This window comes from Sulfurimonas sp. (genome assembly GCF_019429335.1).
Lineage (GTDB): Bacteria > Campylobacterota > Campylobacteria > Campylobacterales > Sulfurimonadaceae > Sulfurimonas.
Map to the genome: position 1 here is coordinate 22,428 of NZ_JAHYJB010000008.1, position 18,121 is coordinate 40,548.

The 18,121-nt window shown below is 40.1% G+C and carries 18 protein-coding genes and 1 pseudogene; 16 read left to right on the plus strand and 3 right to left on the minus strand.

What is annotated here, in order from left to right; genetic code table 11:
• Positions 1-11: 11 nt before the first annotated feature.
• The gene (locus K0A91_RS04725; protein WP_295008626.1) at positions 12-1,181 is read right to left on the minus strand and encodes a nucleotide sugar dehydrogenase; all 1,170 of its coding nucleotides are present in this window, start codon (positions 1,179-1,181) and stop codon (positions 12-14) included.
• A gap of 145 nt (positions 1,182-1,326) precedes the next feature.
• Here K0A91_RS04725 and ppsA point away from each other — a divergent pair, with 145 nt between their 5' ends.
• The 3 genes from ppsA to K0A91_RS04740 are packed head-to-tail and all read left to right on the plus strand — an operon-like array spanning position 1,327 to position 4,327.
• Complete coding sequence (gene ppsA / locus K0A91_RS04730; protein WP_295008627.1) at positions 1,327-3,714, plus strand: phosphoenolpyruvate synthase; 2,388 nt, start codon at positions 1,327-1,329, stop codon at positions 3,712-3,714.
• 57 nt (positions 3,715-3,771) lie between these two features.
• Positions 3,772-3,999, plus strand: coding sequence for a CopG family transcriptional regulator (locus K0A91_RS04735; protein WP_295008628.1), 228 nt, complete (start codon positions 3,772-3,774; stop codon positions 3,997-3,999).
• A complete protein-coding gene (locus K0A91_RS04740) occupies positions 3,986-4,327 on the plus strand; it encodes a type II toxin-antitoxin system PemK/MazF family toxin (RefSeq protein ID WP_295008629.1) in 342 nt (113 codons plus the stop codon). The genes K0A91_RS04735 and K0A91_RS04740 overlap by 14 nt, the downstream gene beginning before the upstream one ends.
• On the opposite strand, the gene K0A91_RS04745 is transcribed toward K0A91_RS04740, so the two are convergent.
• Positions 4,322-6,892: a cation-transporting P-type ATPase gene (locus K0A91_RS04745; protein WP_295008630.1), complete on the minus strand. Its 2,571-nt coding sequence runs from the start codon at positions 6,890-6,892 to the stop codon at positions 4,322-4,324. The two genes, K0A91_RS04740 and K0A91_RS04745, sit on opposite strands and share 6 nt — an antisense overlap.
• A 95-nt stretch (positions 6,893-6,987) precedes the next feature.
• Between K0A91_RS04745 and K0A91_RS04750 the strand changes: the two genes are divergently transcribed.
• The 8 genes from K0A91_RS04750 (at position 6,988) to K0A91_RS04785 (ending at position 12,815) form a co-directional block, all read left to right on the plus strand.
• Positions 6,988-7,254 (plus strand): hypothetical protein, encoded by a 267-nt coding sequence (locus tag K0A91_RS04750; RefSeq protein ID WP_295008631.1) that lies wholly within the window; start codon positions 6,988-6,990, stop codon positions 7,252-7,254.
• Positions 7,255-7,402: 148 nt separating this feature from the next.
• Positions 7,403-8,671 carry a hypothetical protein gene (locus K0A91_RS04755; RefSeq protein WP_295008632.1) on the plus strand — a complete coding sequence of 423 codons (1,269 nt, stop codon included), beginning with the start codon at positions 7,403-7,405 and terminating at the stop codon, positions 8,669-8,671.
• Positions 8,672-8,830: 159 nt separating this feature from the next.
• Complete coding sequence (locus K0A91_RS04760) at positions 8,831-9,709, plus strand: metal ABC transporter substrate-binding protein (protein WP_295008633.1); 879 nt, start codon at positions 8,831-8,833, stop codon at positions 9,707-9,709.
• Positions 9,706-10,455 (plus strand): metal ABC transporter permease, encoded by a 750-nt coding sequence (locus tag K0A91_RS04765; RefSeq protein ID WP_295008634.1) that lies wholly within the window; start codon positions 9,706-9,708, stop codon positions 10,453-10,455. The genes K0A91_RS04760 and K0A91_RS04765 overlap by 4 nt, the downstream gene beginning before the upstream one ends.
• Position 10,456: 1 nt before the next feature.
• Positions 10,457-10,768 carry a hypothetical protein gene (locus tag K0A91_RS04770; protein ID WP_295008669.1) on the plus strand — a complete coding sequence of 104 codons (312 nt, stop codon included), beginning with the start codon at positions 10,457-10,459 and terminating at the stop codon, positions 10,766-10,768.
• Positions 10,761-11,072: a DUF309 domain-containing protein gene (locus tag K0A91_RS04775; protein WP_295008635.1), complete on the plus strand. Its 312-nt coding sequence runs from the start codon at positions 10,761-10,763 to the stop codon at positions 11,070-11,072. Before K0A91_RS04770 ends, K0A91_RS04775 begins: the two co-directional genes overlap by 8 nt.
• Positions 11,073-11,128: 56 nt before the next feature.
• Positions 11,129-11,950: a mechanosensitive ion channel domain-containing protein gene (locus K0A91_RS04780; protein WP_295008636.1), complete on the plus strand. Its 822-nt coding sequence runs from the start codon at positions 11,129-11,131 to the stop codon at positions 11,948-11,950.
• Positions 11,943-12,815, plus strand: a complete 873-nt coding sequence (locus K0A91_RS04785; protein ID WP_295008637.1) for a DUF481 domain-containing protein — start codon at positions 11,943-11,945, stop codon at positions 12,813-12,815. The genes K0A91_RS04780 and K0A91_RS04785 overlap by 8 nt, the downstream gene beginning before the upstream one ends.
• A 97-nt stretch (positions 12,816-12,912) precedes the next feature.
• Here the strand turns inward: K0A91_RS04785 and K0A91_RS04790 are convergent, their stop codons facing one another.
• The gene (locus K0A91_RS04790; RefSeq protein WP_295008638.1) at positions 12,913-14,022 is read right to left on the minus strand and encodes an MFS transporter; all 1,110 of its coding nucleotides are present in this window, start codon (positions 14,020-14,022) and stop codon (positions 12,913-12,915) included.
• A 140-nt stretch (positions 14,023-14,162) separates the two neighbouring features.
• On the opposite strand from K0A91_RS04790, the gene K0A91_RS04795 reads away from it, so the two are divergent.
• The 5 genes and pseudogenes from K0A91_RS04795 (at position 14,163) to K0A91_RS11010 (ending at position 17,980) form a co-directional block, all read left to right on the plus strand.
• The gene (locus K0A91_RS04795; protein WP_295008639.1) at positions 14,163-14,651 is read left to right on the plus strand and encodes a PAS domain-containing protein; all 489 of its coding nucleotides are present in this window, start codon (positions 14,163-14,165) and stop codon (positions 14,649-14,651) included.
• The gene (locus K0A91_RS04800; protein ID WP_295008640.1) at positions 14,620-15,939 is read left to right on the plus strand and encodes a methyl-accepting chemotaxis protein; all 1,320 of its coding nucleotides are present in this window, start codon (positions 14,620-14,622) and stop codon (positions 15,937-15,939) included. The genes K0A91_RS04795 and K0A91_RS04800 overlap by 32 nt, the downstream gene beginning before the upstream one ends.
• 159 nt (positions 15,940-16,098) lie before the next feature.
• Positions 16,099-16,584: a PAS domain-containing protein gene (locus K0A91_RS04805; protein WP_295008641.1), complete on the plus strand. Its 486-nt coding sequence runs from the start codon at positions 16,099-16,101 to the stop codon at positions 16,582-16,584.
• Between the two features lie 409 nt (positions 16,585-16,993).
• Positions 16,994-17,605, plus strand: a pseudogene (locus K0A91_RS11005) (methyl-accepting chemotaxis protein); the annotation flags it as partial.
• Positions 17,606-17,644: 39 nt separating this feature from the next.
• Entirely contained in the window at positions 17,645-17,980 is a 336-nt protein-coding gene (locus K0A91_RS11010; RefSeq protein WP_366511622.1) for a CZB domain-containing protein, read from the plus strand.
• Positions 17,981-18,121 lie beyond the last annotated feature (141 nt).

Consider the following 18,121-nt stretch of genomic DNA (forward strand, 5'->3'; position numbering starts at 1 on the left):
TCAAAATCCTCTTAACTATCGCTATTAAATATATCTCTAGTATAAATTTTATCTTTTACGTCCATAATGCTATCGCTCAACCTGTTTGCCACTATAACATCGCTCATCTTTTTAAACTCATCCAAATCTTTTATGACTCTTGAGTTGAAAAAGTCATCTTCTTGACATGCAGGTTCATAGATAACAACCTCGATGCCTTTTGCTTTTATGCGCTTCATAATCCCCTGAATAGCACTGCTTCTAAAATTATCCGAGCCTGTTTTCATAACAAGTCTGTAAACTCCGACAATTTTTGGCTTTTTTGCCAAGATGCTATCTGCTATAAAATCTTTTCTTGTGCTGTTTGATTTTACAATCGCCTCAATCATATTTGATGGCACATTTGCATAGTTTGCAAGAAGCTGTTTTGTATCTTTTGGCAGGCAGTACCCGCCGTATCCGAAACTTGGGTTGTTGTAGTGCGTTCCTATGCGCGGGTCAAGTCCGACACCCTCTATAATCTGCCTTGTATCTAGTCCGTGTGTCTGTGCATAACTATCTAACTCGTTAAAATATGCAACTCTCATGGCAAGATATGTATTTGCAAAAAGTTTTATCGCTTCGGCTTCGGTACTGTCCGTAAATAAAATCGCTATATCTTTTTTGATGGCGCCCTCTGCTAAAAGATTTGCAAATTTCTCCGCTCTTTTGCTCTTCTCTCCGACAATAATTCGGCTTGGGTAGAGGTTGTCATGAAGAGCCAAACCCTCTCTTAAAAACTCTGGAGAGAAGATGATATTGTCCGTTTTAAACTTCTCTTTTAGGCTCTTTACATAGCCTACGGGGATTGTTGATTTTATAACCATCACGGCATCTGGATTTATGCTTAAAATATCGGCAATTACGTACTCTATGCTTTTCGTATTGAAATAGTTTGTCTGCGCGTCATAATCTGTAGGAGTTGCAATAATGATATAGTCAGCCCCCATGTAAGCCTCTTCTTTATCCAGAGTTGCGCGAAAATTGAGGTCGTCTCTTAAAAGATACTCTTCTATCTCTTTGTCTTCGATAGGAGAGATTTTTCTATTTAGCATCTCCACTTTCTCTGGGATAATGTCAAGTGCTACCACTTCGTTATGTTGAGACAGAAGTATCCCGTTGCTAAGTCCGACGTACCCTGTTCCCGCTATTGCTATTTTCATCTAGTTTAATCCTGTAATTATTTAATGTTTATATTTTAAAATAGCTGCATTTTATCCAGATTTTACTTTTAATAAAATTCTAACATGTAGAAAAATTATCATTTTATGCTAAGATATAGACGATTTTCAGCTAAAAGGCAGCCTCATGAAATATATACGATTTTTCAACGAACTAAACATTAATGATGTTCCAACTGTCGGCGGCAAAAATGCTTCACTCGGAGAGATGTACCAAAAACTCACTCCAAAGGGTGTAAATATTCCAAACGGTTTTGCTACGACAAGCGATGCCTACTGGCTCCTTTTGCAAGAGAACAACATAAAAGAGAAAATAGCCGACATCTTGCATGATTTAAATATTAGCGACACAAATAACCTTCAAAAGCGCGGCCTTGAAGTGCGTACACTTATCTTAAACTCACACCTTCCAGAAGCGCTTGTTGATGAGCTGCTTGAGGCATACAAAACTCTATGTGACGAATACAATACAGATGCGGTTGACGTAGCGGTGCGCTCTTCAGGAACGGCGGAAGATTTGCCCGATGCCTCTTTTGCGGGACAGCAAGAGACTTTTTTAAATATAAACACTCCGGAGTCGCTTCTTCTAAGCGTCAAAAAGTGCTTTGCCTCACTCTTTACCGACAGAGCTATCAGCTACCGTACAAGCCGAGGATTTAACCATTTTAAAGTTGCTCTCTCGGTCGGCGTGCAGAAGATGGTTCGAAGCGACATCTCTTCAAGCGGGATTATATTTACCATAGACACCGAGAGCGGTTCAGAAAATCTAATCCTTATAAACTCCATCTGGGGTTTGGGTGAAAATGTGGTAAGCGGGCGGGTAAACGCCGATGAATTTTTCATCTTTAAACCGACTCTAAAAAACGGAATCAACACTATTTTGAAACGCTCTTTGGGGAGTAAAAAAGAGAAGATGTTATACAGCGAAAACATCCATACCCTAAATGTCCAGACAAGCCAAGCGGAGCAAAAAAGTTTCTCCATAAGCGACAGTGAAGCGATGGAACTTGCCAAGCAGGCTCTTATAATAGAGGAGCATTACGGACGTCCGATGGATATTGAGTGGGCAAAAGACGGTAACGACTCCAAACTCTACATTGTTCAGGCAAGACCTGAGACAGTTATGAGCAAACTAGACCAGAGTATCTCCATAGAACACTACTCGCTTGAGAGTGCAAAAGGTGCAAATATTTTAGCATCGGGTCGGGCAGTAGGGGATAAAATCGGCTCCGGCAAAGTAACCATCATAAATGACACAACGGAGTTTGAGAGATTTAACGAGGGCGACATCTTGGTGGCGGATACGACAAATCCCGACTGGGAGCCTATCATGAAAAAGGCTTCCGCCGTTGTGACAAACCGCGGAAGCAGAACATGTCATGCCGCAATAGTTGCACGTGAAATAGGCGTTCCTGCTGTTGTTGGATGCGGCGATGCAACTACTGTTTTAAAAGATGGCCAAATGGTAACCGTAAGCTGTGCACAGGGCGATGAGGGGTATATCTACGAGGGAGAGATTCCATACTTTGTAAAGACCGTAGATATGAAAGAGCTAAGAGCTACAAAAACAAAACTCTTTGTAAATGTCGGCAATCCTGCAGAAGCTTTTAACTTTGCAAAGATGCCAAACGACGGCGTGGGGCTTGCCAGAATGGAGTTTATCATGAACAACTCCATAGTCGCTCATCCGATGGCGCTTGTTGACATGCACAAAGGAAAGAGTGTAAAAGACGAGGAGAAGATACGCTCTTTTATGACGCCTTACACTGACACAAAAGAGTTCTTTGTCCATAAACTGAGCGAAGGCATAGCGATGATTGCGGCTGCTTTTTACCCAAAGCCAGTCATTATCAGAACAAGCGACTTTAAAAGCAACGAGTACCGCAATATGCTCGGCGGACTTCTCTATGAAGCAGAGGAAGAGAACCCGATGATAGGTTTTCGAGGGGCAAGCCGATACTATGATGAGAGCTACCGTGAGGCTTTTGAGTGGGAGTGTGCAGCGTTAAAGAGAGTGCGCGAAGAGATGGGGCTTGGCAACATCAAAATAATGATTCCGTTTGTTCGCACGCCTGATGAGGGAAGAAAAGTCATAGAGATTATGAGCAAACAAGGGCTAGTCCGAGCAAATGATGGACTTGAAATATACGCAATGTGCGAAATTCCCGCGAATGTGATACTAGCTGAAAAGTTTTTAGATGTTTTTGACGGCTACTCAATCGGCTCAAACGACCTGACACAGCTCACTCTTGGAGTCGACAGAGAGAGTGCGAAAATCGCCCACATATTTGACGAGAGAAATGAAGCAGTTAAGAGAATGTTACAGATGGCGATAAAAGCGTGCAAAGAGAGAGGAAAATACATTGGCATCTGCGGTCAGGCACCATCAGACTACCCAGAGATTACGGAGTTTTTAGTTCAAGAGGGGATTGACTCAATCTCGCTAAATCCAGACTCTCTTTTTAAGATGCACAAAGTCGTAGCAGACCTAGAAGAGAAGCTGGCTTTAGGATAAGTTGTTAAAAAGAATAAATGTAATACAATACCGTATTACAAAATAGAGGAGACTAAAATGACTGCTACAGTTAGGCTTGATGAGGCTCTTGAGAGTAAATTAAACAGATTATCAGATGTATTACATAAAAAGAAAAGTGATGTCATTAGAGATGCTATTAATTATTACGCGGCAAATATTGAGAAAACTAAAAAATCGCGAATTTTAATGGCTGTTGAAAAGACAAAAAATAGCGATAAAAATGAGTACAAAGATTTTGAGGGCACTTTAGATGATGGTCTCTAAGGGTGAAATTTGGCTGGTAAACCTCAACCCTGTCAAAAAAAATAATGAAATGGGCAAAATCAGACCTGTAGTTGTGTATCAAAATAATGAATTAAACCACAGTGATTACCCAACTACAATTGTACTGCCTCTGACAACTTCACTTATAGATGATGCCCAGCCGATACGAATGAGAATAGAAAAAAGAGATGATTTAAAGCAAAATTCTGACATTGTCATCACTCAAATAAGAGCCATAGACAATGACAGGTTCATTGAAAAACTCGGCACTCTTACAGAAAAAGAATTAAAAAAGGTAAAAGAACTTTTTGATGAAATATCTTCATGACGATAATTTTTTTCTAAAAAATTTCTCTAGTTCCATAACAACGCCAAGCACAAGCGCAATTAAAAGCAGTGTTGCCCACATCTTTAAATCCACCGGTTCAATACTAAGCAGCGACTGCATAAAAGGGGTGTACATGGATATCATATGAACACCCTGCGCGGCAATTACCGATATCCATAAAAAAATATTTCTGGCATGATTGATTTTAAAAATAGAACTATTTTCACTGCGTGAATTAAACGTATGCACGTTTACCAAGAGCACCATCAAAAGTAGAGTAATATTCCTTGCACTCTCTTCTTCATAACCAAATTCCAGCATAGTATAAAAGACTATAAATGCGGAAATACCCATATACAAGCCGCCTACCGCCACTCTACTAATCATAATTTTATTAAATATAGACTCTTTTGGATTACGCGGTTTGCGTTTTAGCACCTCCGACTCCGCGCCTTCAACGGCAAGTGCAACATCTTGAAAACCGTTTGCAACCAGATTTAGCCATAAAAGCTGTACGGGAAGGAGAGGGATTGGAAGAAAAAATATAATTGAGAGCAGAACAAGCACAATCTCTGCGACTCCCGTAGATATGAGAAGATGAATTACTTTGCGTATATTGTCATACGCCACACGCCCCTCCTCTACACCGTTGACTATGGAGCCAAATGAGTCATCGGTCAGAATCAAATCGCTCGATTCACGCGCAACGTCCGTACCGCTTTTTCCCATTGCTATCCCGATATTAGCAAACTTCAGTGCAGGTGCGTCATTGACGCCATCTCCAGTAACTGCTACATAGTGCCCAAGATTTTGAAATGCTTTTACGATAAGCTGCTTTTGCTCCGGTGATACACGCGCAAAAACTCGTTTATCTGCAATCTCCTCTTTATGCGCTCCTCTTTGCATCCAACTGGAAATCTCCACTCCGTCAATTATTTCATCCCTGATTGTCGCAATTCCTAGCTCTTTTGCTATGAAAAATGCGGTATTTGGATGGTCTCCCGTTACCATTACAACTTTAATTCCCGCTTCCCTAGCAGTTTTTACAGCCTCTTTTACTCCCTCGCGGAGCGGGTCGGTTATCGCCGCAAATCCGCTATACGTATAACCCTCCTTTGCGATGCCATCCTCATCGCTCACCTTATATGCCAATGCAATATTTCTAAACCCTTTTGCCGCCCACTCATCCACCTGCTTTAAAACGGCTCCAATCTCATCTTCGCCGAGTGTAGACATGCGAAGTATTATCTCCGGAGAACCTTTGATAAAATGTACCTTTTGGGACTCAATCTCATAGCTCATTGCCGAATATTTGTTCACAGGCTCGTACGGCATGGCATTTATAGCCTTTTTCTTTTCATGCTTTTTGAAAAGTTCTTCATCCAAAGCCAGAGCGTATTTAGCAAGTGCAATATCGACCTGGTCACCTATAAAAATCAGCTCGCCATCCTCTACGTGATGCGTAGATTCATTGCAAAGCCTTGCGCCAAGAAGCAGATGTTTATTGATATACTCATCAGGGTTATACGCCTTCTCGGGCGTTACAAAATACTCAACGCTAAGACTGTTTTGGGTCATAGTCCCGGTTTTATCACTTGCTATTAGTGTGCATGAACCTAGTCCCTCAATGGCTGAGAGTCTCCGCACTATGACATTTCGTTTGCTCATTTGTGCACTTGCCACGCTGAGTGCCACCGTAATGGCCACCGGAAGCCCCTCTGGTATAGCTGATACGGAGAGTGCAACCGTGAGAAAAAATATATCTTTTAGTGGCATATCCTGATAGACGCCTAGAATAATTATAAGCAGTACGACACCGAGAATTATTTTGGAGATATTTATAGAAAACTTCTCCATTCTGAGCATTAATGGCGGTTTTGCCACACTGTCCGAAGCCAAAAGCGAGGCTATTTTGCCGACCTCAGTCTCACCTGCCACCGCCGTTACGACTCCGATTGCCCTCCCTTTTGTAACCATAGAGCCGCCGTAGAGCATATTTTGTCTCTCTCCGATTGGCTCATCACCTGATTTTGACATGTAGTTAAAATCTTTACTTACCTCAAGCGACTCTCCCGTAAGAAGAGACTCGTTTATCTGAAGCTCATTCGCCTCAAGGAGCCTTATATCGGCTGGAGCTTTGACGCCCGATTCAAAAAAAACAATATCCCCCACCGTTATATCTTCGCTTGCTATCTGAGCGCGATGTCCATCTCTTAAAACCTGCACAAAGGTTTTGATTGCTTTTTTAAGAGCATCAGCTCTCTCACCGGCAATATACTCCTGATATGTCCCTACTACCGCGTTTATTAAAAGTGCCGTCATTATAAAACCGGCATCGCTGTACTCCCCAATCAAAAGTGAGATAGCTGCCGCAACAAACAAAATATAGATAACAGGGCTTTTGAACTGCTCAATAAATATGCCAAACAGAGTGCGCTTCTTCGCTTGAGCCAAAATATTTTTGCCGTATTTTGCAGTGCGCATGGAGGCCTCTTTGCTGCTAAGACCCTCTGCACTGCACTCCAAATCACGTAGAGTCTCCTCTACGCTTTTAGTATGAAACATAACCTACTCCCAAGCACTATATAGACACTATCATAGTTTGGGCTAGCTTAAAGCAGACTTCAATAATATTATAAATTTGTGGTAAAATTTCGCCGATGAAATTTAACGTACTGCTTTGCATTCTCTTTGCCATTGTTACAAGCTTTACGGCAATCCATGAAGTAAAGCACATTCAGCACAATGACAGCTCAACCTGTCTAATCTGTACCGTTAATAACAATTTAGTCTCAGGCGATGCAGTCAAATTAGTCTCAGATGTTGAGATTTTTCACTTTGAAAATATCGCTCAAAACAACCAAATCACATATCTATATGTAAAAGCAAATTCAAACCAAACACGCGCCCCTCCCTCAATATCCTAAATCAATTAAAATAACTCTTTCATAGCACATTACTCGCTTGCTTAGGCTTCGCTACGCTGCAGAATCGCTCGCTTCGTATCTCTATGAAAGATATTTAAAAACAATCATTACAAAAATAAAAAATTATAAATAATTAGGATAGAAAATTATGAAAAAAATATTATTATCAAGCGCACTATGCACGGCTTTAGTTTATGGTGCGGATGTACTTCCTGTTGAAAAAAGAACTTTTGATCAGTCAAAGTTTATTCCAGACATCTCTTTGGTTATGGATGCCTCTTATGTTGATAGAAATGTAAAAGACGATGAAGTTGGGCACTTGGAAGTTCCCGGTGTGGCTCATGGGCTTTTAGGCTCTCATACACACGGGGATAGCAATCATGCGACTTATAACGCAGAGAACGGATTTAATCTAAACTATGCAGAGCTTGTGTTATCTAGTTCGGTAGACCCATTTTTTACTATGGACGGTATATTTCACTTCTCAGAGAACGGTGTCGAGATTGAAGAGCTTTTCTTTACCTCAAATGCTCTTAGATACGACACAAAACTGAAGGGCGGAAAGTTTAACTCAAACTTCGGCTACCTGAACGAACAGCACCACCACGCATGGGATTTTGCGGATATGCCTCTTGTATATGAGTCGTTTTTAGGAATGCACGGTATAAATGAAGTAGGTGCCCAGCTTCAGTGGACGGCTCCGACTCCGTTTTACCTTATGGCTGGTTTTGAGATACTTCAGGGCGAAAATGAACAGATGTTCGGCAAAGAGACTATCGGCGACGTTGAAAACCCGATAGCAGAGGGCGAAGATGGTCCAACCCTTTATGTAGGTTACATAAAAGCATCTCACGATATAGGCGACACGACAATCCTCGGCGGCATATCCTATGCGCAGGGTGCATCAAGAATTGACCACAGCACAGACGAAGAGAATCCGCACGCATTTTCAGGCGATGCGAAACTATACGGTGCAGATCTTGTACTTTTGCACTCTTTGGATTCATACAGCTCTATAAAATGGCAGAGCGAATACCTGCAAAGAGAGCTTGACGGTACACAGTATACGCTGGATGTGGACGGAAACATAACAGGCTCGCCATTGATGCTTAAAAAACAGAGCGGTCTCTACTCACAACTTATATATACGCATGACAAAAACTGGAAAATTGGTCTGAGATACGACACAATACTCAAAAATGACGTAATTTCAAACGGTTTGAATGTAGAACAGCCAAACGGACTTGACAAATATACGGCGATGGCAGAGTATCACACAAGTGAGTTCGCAAGATTTAGACTTCAATACAGCCAAGATAATGCAATGTTCAACGAAGCAGGTCAAAGAGAGAAGATAAGCACTATCATTCTTCAAACAAATATCTCTATCGGCGCGCATGGTGCTCATAGTTTTTGATTAGAAAATCTTTTATAACACATACTCGCTCATTTAGGCTTCACGGTGGGTACCCCAAATCTTGCACAACAAGATTTGACCCTTCCGTTGCAGAATCATTCGCTTCGTAAGGTTATATAAGAAATTTATTAGCCTCATTTGAGGCAGATTGGAGTACATTTGAAAAAACTACTAACACTTATAACACTACTGCCGCTAACACTGTTAGCTCATCTAAATATCGCGGTAAGTTACCCATACATTGGGGCGCTTACTAAAACAATAGGCGGCGAGCATATTACGACTACTGTTTTAGCAAAGGGGAACTGGGACCCGCACTTTATCATCCCACGCCCCTCTCTTATAACAAAAGTTAGAAATGCAGATGCGCTTATCATGAACGGCGGACAGCTTGAGATTGGCTGGCTTCCTCCGCTCATAAACCGTGCAGGCAACCCGAAAACTTCGCCATCATCTGCAACATTTTTAAACCTCTCTCACCATGTTGAGCTTATAAACAAGCCTAGCGAGGTCGATAGAAAAGATGGAGACATCCATCCAGACGGCAATCCGCACTTTCATCTTGACCCAAAAAATACTCTGCTCCTTGCAAATACCATCAAAGAGTTTTTAATCTCAATAGACACTGAGCATAGGGATGTTTATGAGAAAAACTTTGCTGTTTTTTTAGATATGTGGCATAAAAAGATGAGCGAGTGGAGCCAAAAGATGAGCGATAAAAATGGCTTAAAAGTTATCCAGTTTCATGATAATCTTGCCTACTTTAACAAAGCGTATGGGCTTACAAACATAGGAACGATTGAGCCTCTTCCCGGAATTCCTACATCTTCAAAACATACTATCAACACGATAGAGCTTATAAAAAGAGAGAATCCTTGCTGTATCTTGCATGATGTTTACCACTCAACAAAAACAGCCGATTTTATAAGCCAAAAAACTGGGATAAAGGTTGTTTTAATGCCCCACGACATAGAAGCGCTTGAAAATATCGACAACCTGAGCGCGCTCTTTGACTATCTCACAGGTGCAATAAAATGACAGATATTCTGCTTGTTCCCATCGCACTTGTTATTATCCTTGTTATGCTTCACTCCTACTTTGGCATGGAGATATTAAAACGCGGTATCATCTTCACAGACCTTGCAATTGCCCAGTTTGCAGCTCTTGGCTCATCTATAAGTCTCGGCTATTTTCATAATGAGCACTTCTATCTCTTAACACTTAGCTTTGCACTTTTGAGCGCATTTCTTATAGCCTTTGCCTCGACAAGAAAACTCCATCTTGAAGCCTTCATCGGGATACTTTATGTTTTAGGCGCAAGCGGCATCATGATGGTTCTCTCTCACTCCGCAGAGGGGATGGATCACTTCAAATCGCTTCTTGCAAGCGATATACTTTTTACCCCTCCCATGGAAGTTGCAAAGAGTGCGGTTATATACTCATTTATAGCACTCGCGCTATACTTTGCTTATCCAAAACTCAGCGGTTTTTTAAAAGAGCTTCTCTTCTTCTCGCTTCTTGCCATTACCGTTACCTCTTCGGTTGCACTTGCTGGAGTTTTTGTGGTCTTTGTGCTTCTTATCGCACCGCCTTTTGTAGCTCTGTCTCTAAACTTTAAAAAACCTTTGCTGGGCAGTTTCTTTTTTGGATGGTTTTTTAGTATAAGCGCAATTACACTATCATACTTCTATGACTTGCCGACTGGCTACAGTATCGTTTTTTTAGGCGCTGCTTTAACCGCGGCTGCGGTTTTGACAACATCAAAAAAGGCACATGAGGGCTGATATGGAATTTCCAAACGAGTGGACGCAAAAAGAGTTTTTACAAAACAAAAAGAGGCTTGAAGCAGAGGGGATAAAAGTGGTTCTTATAGATACTGTTTTATCGCCGATTGAAAATGCAAACACTGTTATCTACAACCCTTATGAACTAAAAAATGAGCCAGAGGGAAGCGTTTTCGTATTTTACTGCGACAGCGGAAAAGCAACTCTAAACAGACTTGATGAGTATAAAAAGAGGTTTCCAAAGCACCACTGCATATCTCTTAGAGGCGGCAGAGGCTATTGGCGTATCAACATGAGCGTTTTGGATGAGTAGGCATGAGGAGCAGCTTGAACTCTTTATCCAAAATCTCCAGAGCGAAAACTTTTACGATGCACACGAAGATTTGGAAGCCCTCTGGTATGAGAGAAGATTTGAAGATAGCGATGAAGTAAAACTTCTAAAAGGATTTATCAACGCTTCTGTCAGTTTTGAACTGCGCAAAAAAGGTAAAACAGAGCAGGCAAAGAAAGTCTGGAACAACTACCTTAAATATAGAGATTTAGTCAACGACATAAAATCCCTACATGTAGAAAAATATCATCAGATTATAAAAATAATAGATAAAATATATAAATAAACAAAAATCTTTAATTCCAATTTTGATATAATTCCGAAAATTTTAGGGAGGACAAAATGGATATATCAAAATACAGTGATTTAATTCTTCTTTACGGCACTCAATACGGTTTAAAAATTATCGCTGCTCTGGCTATATTTTTTGTCGGCAAGTGGGGAGTGAAAAAAATCACCGCGCTTATCAAAAAAATAATGCTAAAAGCCGCGTTGGATTTGACTTTAGTCGAGTTTTTGGAAAATGTTATCTATTTCGCGCTCCTAATAGTTGTTATCATAGCTTCTCTTAACGCTCTTGGCATCAACACCACATCATTTTTAGCGATATTTGGTGCAGCGTCTTTGGCAATCGGTTTAGCTCTTAAAGACTCTCTTTCAAACATCGGCGCAGCGGTTCTTATAATTATATTCAGACCTTTTAGGGTCGGGGATTTTGTAGAAGCTGCGCGGACTTCGGGCAAAGTAGAGGAGATAAATCTCTTCTCAACCATAATGGCTACACCCGATAACAAAACCATAATGATTCCAAACTCCGCTGTTATAAACTCCAATATAACAAACTACTCAAACAAGCCTACTCGTCGTGTTGAGCATATCATTGGTGTAAGCTACAGCGATGATTTAAAGTATGTAAAAGAGGTGTTAAATCAGATTATAAAAGAGGATGAGAGAGTTTTACTCGAACCTGAGCCGCTTGTTGCAGTTAGCGAACTTGGCGAAAGCAGCGTAAATTTCACGTTTCGCGTATGGGTCAATAACAACGATTACTCGAATGTCTATTTTGACATGTTAGAAAAAATAAAAGTTACGTTTGATGAAAAAGGGATAACGATTCCGTTTCCGCAGATGGATGTACACGCAAAAAGGATTGAAAATGTTTAAAACAGTTGTTGCTCTGCTTGTTCTTGCTACTTTCGTAGTTGCACAAAATCCAGAAGACATTAAAGATGAGATACGGATTACCAAAGAGAAAATCAAGAGATTAAATGAGAATTTAAAATCTCTTGAAGAGAGCCTCCCGAAAGAGGATTACGCGTTTAAGGCGGTTGCAGAGGTAGGATATACGGCAAACTCTGGAAATACTGACACAGAGGCTTTTAATGTTGATGCGAAGATTACAAACAGCTGGGACCTTCACTCTCTTGAGGCAATACTGCTAATGCAATACGGAACCGAGGATGGCATAGAGAACAAAAACAGACTTCTTACAGAACTTTTGTACGACTACAAACTATCCGATAGACTCTCTATGAACTACCTTGCAGGTTATAAAGATGATAAGTTTTCAGGTTTTGCATATCAATTCTATACAGGTCCCGGCGCTAAATATATAGCAATAAAAGATGAAGTGCAAGATTTGGCGGTTGATGGAAACCTTCTATACTCAAAAGACGAGATAGAAGATACATATACGCTTAACGGCAATGTTGTTAAATACCCATACCCCGCTGGAAGCATAGGCCTAAATGACGGACATGTCAGAAGCTACGCTGCATACAGATTAAAAGGTGTTTATAACCTGCAGCTTCTTCAAAATCTAAAATTTCACCAGACACTAAGCTACAGATCAGAGTTTTCTGACCTACAAAACTATTTTATCTACTCAAAGACAGGAGTATATAACAAGCTGACGGATATATTTTCTGCAGGTATTGTTTACCAGATAGACTATACGAACAAACCCGCTCTTCCCGGTAAAACATCAACCGATAAGATTTTTACGTTTAACCTGATTGCTAACTACTAGATGTAACACACTGAAACGAACGCGTCCGTTTCAGTGGGAGGGACTCACCGTCCCTTCCAACCCCCTAAAGCTACGAAAAAAACAAGTTTTTCGAGAATTACAAGCTAATTTTTTTTAAACTATTCCCCCAAATATACAAAAACCAGGTTGCTATAAGCGCGATAAGAGTCGCGCTTAGAAACAGGTAACTTGGGTAATACTCATAGACGTATCCTGCAATAAGCGCCCCTGTAAACGCTCCAAATCCATATGTTATGCCTGAGAAAAACTGCTGTGCAAGCGATTTGTGCTTGTAAAGATAAAATAGATAGCTGATTGCTGCCGAGTGAAAGAGTGCAAAACTAAGCGCATGAAGAGCTTGCGAAAAGAACAGAATAGTAACATTATCAGGAAACAAAAATAACAAAAACCATCTTATTGCGGTTATAAAAGTAGTTGCCTGAAGTATAAAAAGCAGATTTCTGCGAAGAAGGGAGCCTTGAAAGTAGAGCATAAAAATCTCCACGACAACCCCAAAACTCCAGAGATAGATTGTAATATCTAAACTGACTCCATGGTCCGTCGTATAGATGGTAAAAAAGTTGTAAAATGGACCAAAACTTACCTGCATAAACGTAAGCCCTGCCCACAATCTCCAATCTTTTAAGAGGTTAATATCGTTTGTAGCATCTTCGCTCTTATCCAAAAGTGCATCAGCCTTTTTTGCTATTACAAACCCTATCGCAGATGTAACGATGGTTAAAACAAGAAGATAGACAAGCGCAACATCCGCCGAGCTTAGAAACTTAACCAGCACAAGAGCCACAATAATAAAGCCGACAGATCCAAACAGCCTTATTTTTCCATAGCGCTCTTTGCCAAGATATTTAAGTGAAATTAGCTCAACATAGGGCAGTACAATGCTAAGTCCAACACCCAAGCTGATATTTGAAAAAAGGAGTTTATAAAAACTATCAAGCGAGAAATAAAACGACACGGCGCTTAAACACATTATCAAAAGAGAGATATTAAAACTCTTTACATTGATTTTAAGCCCTTTTATAAATGCAAAAGGAACCAAAAAACGCACTAAAGGAGCCGCAGCAAATATTATACCTATATCACTGGCACTATATCCCGCCATAGAGAGGACTTTTGGCAAGAATATTATATAAACACCGATAATTGAGAAGTAAAAAAAATAAAAAATTGCTAATAAAATTGACATGCGCAATTATATCTTAAAGAGCCAAAAGATATTATATGCTTTTCATAAACTTAAACTAATATATAGTTCTTTACTTTAAGGACATTTTAATGACATTATTTGTGTATAATTTTTTTAGACGCAAAAACAGGAGGTCTACTGTGCTAAAAGTGATGAACGATGAAGACTTTATAGTATCTAAAACGGACCTAAAAGGTCGCATTACATACTGTAACAAAATATTTATGGATATGGCCGAATATAGTGAAGACGAACTTCTGGGCAAACCGCACAGCATCATCAGGCACCCTGATATGCCAAAAGCCATTTTTAGATACGTGTGGGAGACAATACCGACAAAACATGAAGTCTTTGCATACGTAGTAAACAAGACCAGAAACAACAATGACTACTGGGTATATGCAAATATAACCGCATCTGTTGACTCTAATGGAAAGATTATAGACTACTACTCTGTAAGAAGAAAACCAAATCAAAAAGCAATTGATCTCATAATCCCTATTTACAAAAAAATGGTAGAGGTGGAGAAGAGCATCGGTGTAGACGCTTCGTTTAATGTTTTAGCAAATATCTTAGCAGAAAAGGGGGTCGGTTACAATGAGTTTATTATCTCTCTTCAAAATCAGTAAAAACAGAAACAGCCATCAGCAGATGAAGGATTTGATGATACATGTGTTAAAAGACGCGGCTGACGGAAAACTCGGCGGCAGAATAACCAACATACCAAATGATAACTCCAAAGAAGCGGCATTTGCATGGACTATAAATGATGTACTTGACCAATTTGAAGCTTTTATGAGAGATGTTGAGACCTCCATTGAAAGCGCTTCACGGGGTGAGACATACAGGATAACAAATCCAAAAGGACTGCATGGAATATTTCGAAGCACCTCAGAGAAACTAAACATGGCTATATCTTGCATTGCAAGCGATTACGAGACAAAAATAAAAGGCAATCTCTCATCAAAACTTAGCGAACTAGGCGGAGGAATCGGTGCAGGACTAGAGGTTATACAAAAGGATATCAATGACTCTCAAAACGACTCTATAGCCATAGCAGATGTATCGCAAAAAACTGCCCACTCATCTGGAGAAAGCTTACAAAGCGTCATAGAGATAGGAAAAAAACTAAACACTCTTGTGGGCTCAATCGCATCTTCACATGGCGCTATCATCAACCTTGAACAAAGAAGCAGAGAAATTTCTCACGTTGTGGGAGTAATCAAAGATATTGCCGACCAGACAAATCTTCTAGCTCTTAACGCCGCAATCGAAGCGGCACGGGCAGGCGAGCATGGAAGAGGATTTGCAGTAGTTGCGGACGAGGTAAGAAAACTTGCAGAGAGGACGCAAAAAGCGACTCAAGAGATAGAGATAAACATATCTACGCTTCAGCAAGAAGCTAACGAAATAAGAACAAACTCCGACCAAATTTCTGAAATTGCCCAAAGCTCAAATGAGGTAATAAATGAATTTGAAGCAACCTTTAAAGAGCTCAACTCTTTTGCGAACCAATCTTCAGACGTGTCAATAAAAATTCAAAACAGAATGTTTGCCACACTTCTAAAGGTTGACCACGTTCTCTTTAAATCAACGGCCTATACAGCCGTCTTAGATGCGGATGCAGAGAAAACATTTGTTGACCATAAAGAGTGTCGTATGGGCAAATGGTATCTTGGAATCGGCAAAGAGCAGTTTGGACATACAAAAGCATTTGCAGAGATTGATCCGCTTCATGCAGAGCTTCACAACGCAGTCTTTAGAAACCAGCTCTTTACAAAAGAGAACAGCATTCTTAAGAAGAACAATCCTGAGATAATCATAAAAAACTTTGTAGATATGGAGAGTGCTTCAGAGAAGCTTTTCGCAAAACTAGATGAGATGGTAGAGCAGTCTACAAAAAAAATTAGAAATTAGAAATAGTTATACTTCATTCCCCGCTTAAAGTCACTTTTTTAATGAAAACATTATTAAAAGTGCCTAAAAATATCCAAAATTATGCTAATATTCCGACACTATTTCAGGGATAATTGAAAGACATGCAAACAAATATTAACTTAAACAAGGGGTACTTTTATGCAAAAAGAGATGGCAGAAAACGACTTTATTGTATCTAAAACAGATTTGACGGGTAAAATTACCTACTGCAACAAGATATTTATGAATATGGCCGAATATAGCGAAGATGAGCTTCTCGGCAAACCGCACAGCATCATTAGACATCCGGATATGCCAAAAGCGGTTTTCAAATTTCTGTGGGATACTATCCCTACAAAGCAGGAAGTATTTGCTTTTGTCGTAAACAAGACTAAAAACAACAACCACTACTGGGTATATACAAACGTAACAGCTTCGGTTGACAAAAACGGCAAAATTATCGGCTATTACTCAGTAAGAAGAAAACCAAATCCAAAAGCTCTTGAGGTAATAATACCTCTCTACAAAGAGATGATTAGGGTTGAAAAAAGCGAAGGGGTTGGCGCCTCATTTAAAGTTTTGATGGACATATTACAAGAAAAAGGCATAGGCTATGATGAACTTATTATCTCTCTTCAAAAATAGACAGAGCGCACTTCTATTTGTAGCTCTCTTTTTAGCTGCTCCCTACGCCCTATACAATCAAGAGTATCTATTTGCATCTCTGCTGCTTTTAGCCTTGGCATCTTCTTTGTTTATCAAGGTGGGCAATGATTACGAGCTTAAATCTCCAACCTATCAGTCAATGATTAAAGTTTTAAACGAGGTTTCAAACGGGGAGCTAGAGGGGCGTGTTACACATATACCTGACAATGGCTCAGTAGAGTCGCAATTTGCGTGGAGCTTAAATGACGCGCTCGACCAGCTAGAGGCGTTTATGAGAGATGTCCATGCTTCGATAGAGTACGCATCTTTGGGTAAAAACTACAGACTTACCTACTCCTCAGGACTACACGGCAGTTTTAAAAATACTTCCAATGAACTTAACGATATTATGGGCTACATTGCGGATGGTTATACGTCAAAAATAAAAGGCGAACTCTCTCAAAAGTTAAACAATCTAAGCGGAGGAGCAAGCAACACTTTTGAAACAATTCACAGCGATATTATCCTTACGCAGAACGATTCAACCGCTATTGCCGAAGTATCAAAAACAACTGCTGCGCTCTCATCGAAAAGTCTGGAAGATGTTAAAGAGATAAGCGAAAACTTCAACTCGCTTGTAGATTTAATCTCATCTTCTCATCATACGATAGTAAATCTAGAGCACAGATCAAACGAGATTTCTATAGTTGTAGGGCTAATAAAAGATATAGCCGACCAGACAAACCTTCTAGCCCTTAATGCTGCAATTGAAGCCGCGCGAGCCGGAGAGCATGGACGCGGATTTGCAGTTGTTGCGGATGAAGTAAGAAAACTTGCCGAAAGAACCCAAAAGGCAACGCAGGAGATAGAGATGACCATCTCAACTCTTCAGCAAGACTCCAATGATATACGCGCAAATTCCGACGACATATCTGAAATTGCACAAAAATCAAGCGATGTCGTAAACGAGTTTGAACAAACATTCTCTCAGCTTAATATCTCAGCAGAACAGTCTGCACAAAGATCAAAAAAAATAGAGAGCAGATTGATGGTAACCTCGATGAAGGTGGAACTTGCACTCTTTAAAACGGATGCCTACGCCTCTATATTTGACTCAAAAGAGTCTTATGTCTATGAGGATCATTCAAGCTGCAACCTCAGCAAATGGTATGTCGGCGAAAGAGCACGATATTTCGGACACACAAATGCATACAGGGCAATCGGCCCCGTACATAAAAAAGTTCATAGCTCTGTTGCCAACAATCTTCCATATATTAAAAACAACTCAATCTTTAAGAGCGAAAGTGTAGACAAAATTGTTCAGAACTTTAAAGAGATGGAAGATGCATCAGGAGAGCTCTTTAAACAGCTTGATAATATGGTGAAAGAATTTTAACTTATTTATCAATTATTAACTTATAATTAAGTACAATGTTGCATCTCGATTATGTTCAACCCCTTTCATAAAAGAGATAATATTACCTATAAATTATTTTAATTATCCGGTCATACCCCCCCCCTTTGGCTCGGATAATTA

Coding starts and splice junctions, on each gene's coding strand:
- K0A91_RS04725 (WP_295008626.1), bottom strand. CDS start 1,181: ATGAAAATAGCAATAGCGGGAACAGGGTACGTCGGACTTAGCAACGGG.
- ppsA (WP_295008627.1), top strand. CDS start 1,327: ATGAAATATATACGATTTTTCAACGAACTAAACATTAATGATGTTCCA.
- K0A91_RS04735 (WP_295008628.1), top strand. CDS start 3,772: ATGACTGCTACAGTTAGGCTTGATGAGGCTCTTGAGAGTAAATTAAAC.
- K0A91_RS04740 (WP_295008629.1), top strand. CDS start 3,986: ATGATGGTCTCTAAGGGTGAAATTTGGCTGGTAAACCTCAACCCTGTC.
- K0A91_RS04745 (WP_295008630.1), bottom strand. CDS start 6,892: ATGTTTCATACTAAAAGCGTAGAGGAGACTCTACGTGATTTGGAGTGC.
- K0A91_RS04750 (WP_295008631.1), top strand. CDS start 6,988: ATGAAATTTAACGTACTGCTTTGCATTCTCTTTGCCATTGTTACAAGC.
- K0A91_RS04755 (WP_295008632.1), top strand. CDS start 7,403: ATGAAAAAAATATTATTATCAAGCGCACTATGCACGGCTTTAGTTTAT.
- K0A91_RS04765 (WP_295008634.1), top strand. CDS start 9,706: ATGACAGATATTCTGCTTGTTCCCATCGCACTTGTTATTATCCTTGTT.
- K0A91_RS04770 (WP_295008669.1), top strand. CDS start 10,457: ATGGAATTTCCAAACGAGTGGACGCAAAAAGAGTTTTTACAAAACAAA.
- K0A91_RS04775 (WP_295008635.1), top strand. CDS start 10,761: ATGAGTAGGCATGAGGAGCAGCTTGAACTCTTTATCCAAAATCTCCAG.
- K0A91_RS04780 (WP_295008636.1), top strand. CDS start 11,129: ATGGATATATCAAAATACAGTGATTTAATTCTTCTTTACGGCACTCAA.
- K0A91_RS04785 (WP_295008637.1), top strand. CDS start 11,943: ATGTTTAAAACAGTTGTTGCTCTGCTTGTTCTTGCTACTTTCGTAGTT.
- K0A91_RS04790 (WP_295008638.1), bottom strand. CDS start 14,022: ATGTCAATTTTATTAGCAATTTTTTATTTTTTTTACTTCTCAATTATC.
- K0A91_RS04800 (WP_295008640.1), top strand. CDS start 14,620: ATGAGTTTATTATCTCTCTTCAAAATCAGTAAAAACAGAAACAGCCAT.
- K0A91_RS04805 (WP_295008641.1), top strand. CDS start 16,099: ATGCAAAAAGAGATGGCAGAAAACGACTTTATTGTATCTAAAACAGAT.
- K0A91_RS11010 (WP_366511622.1), top strand. CDS start 17,645: ATGAAGGTGGAACTTGCACTCTTTAAAACGGATGCCTACGCCTCTATA.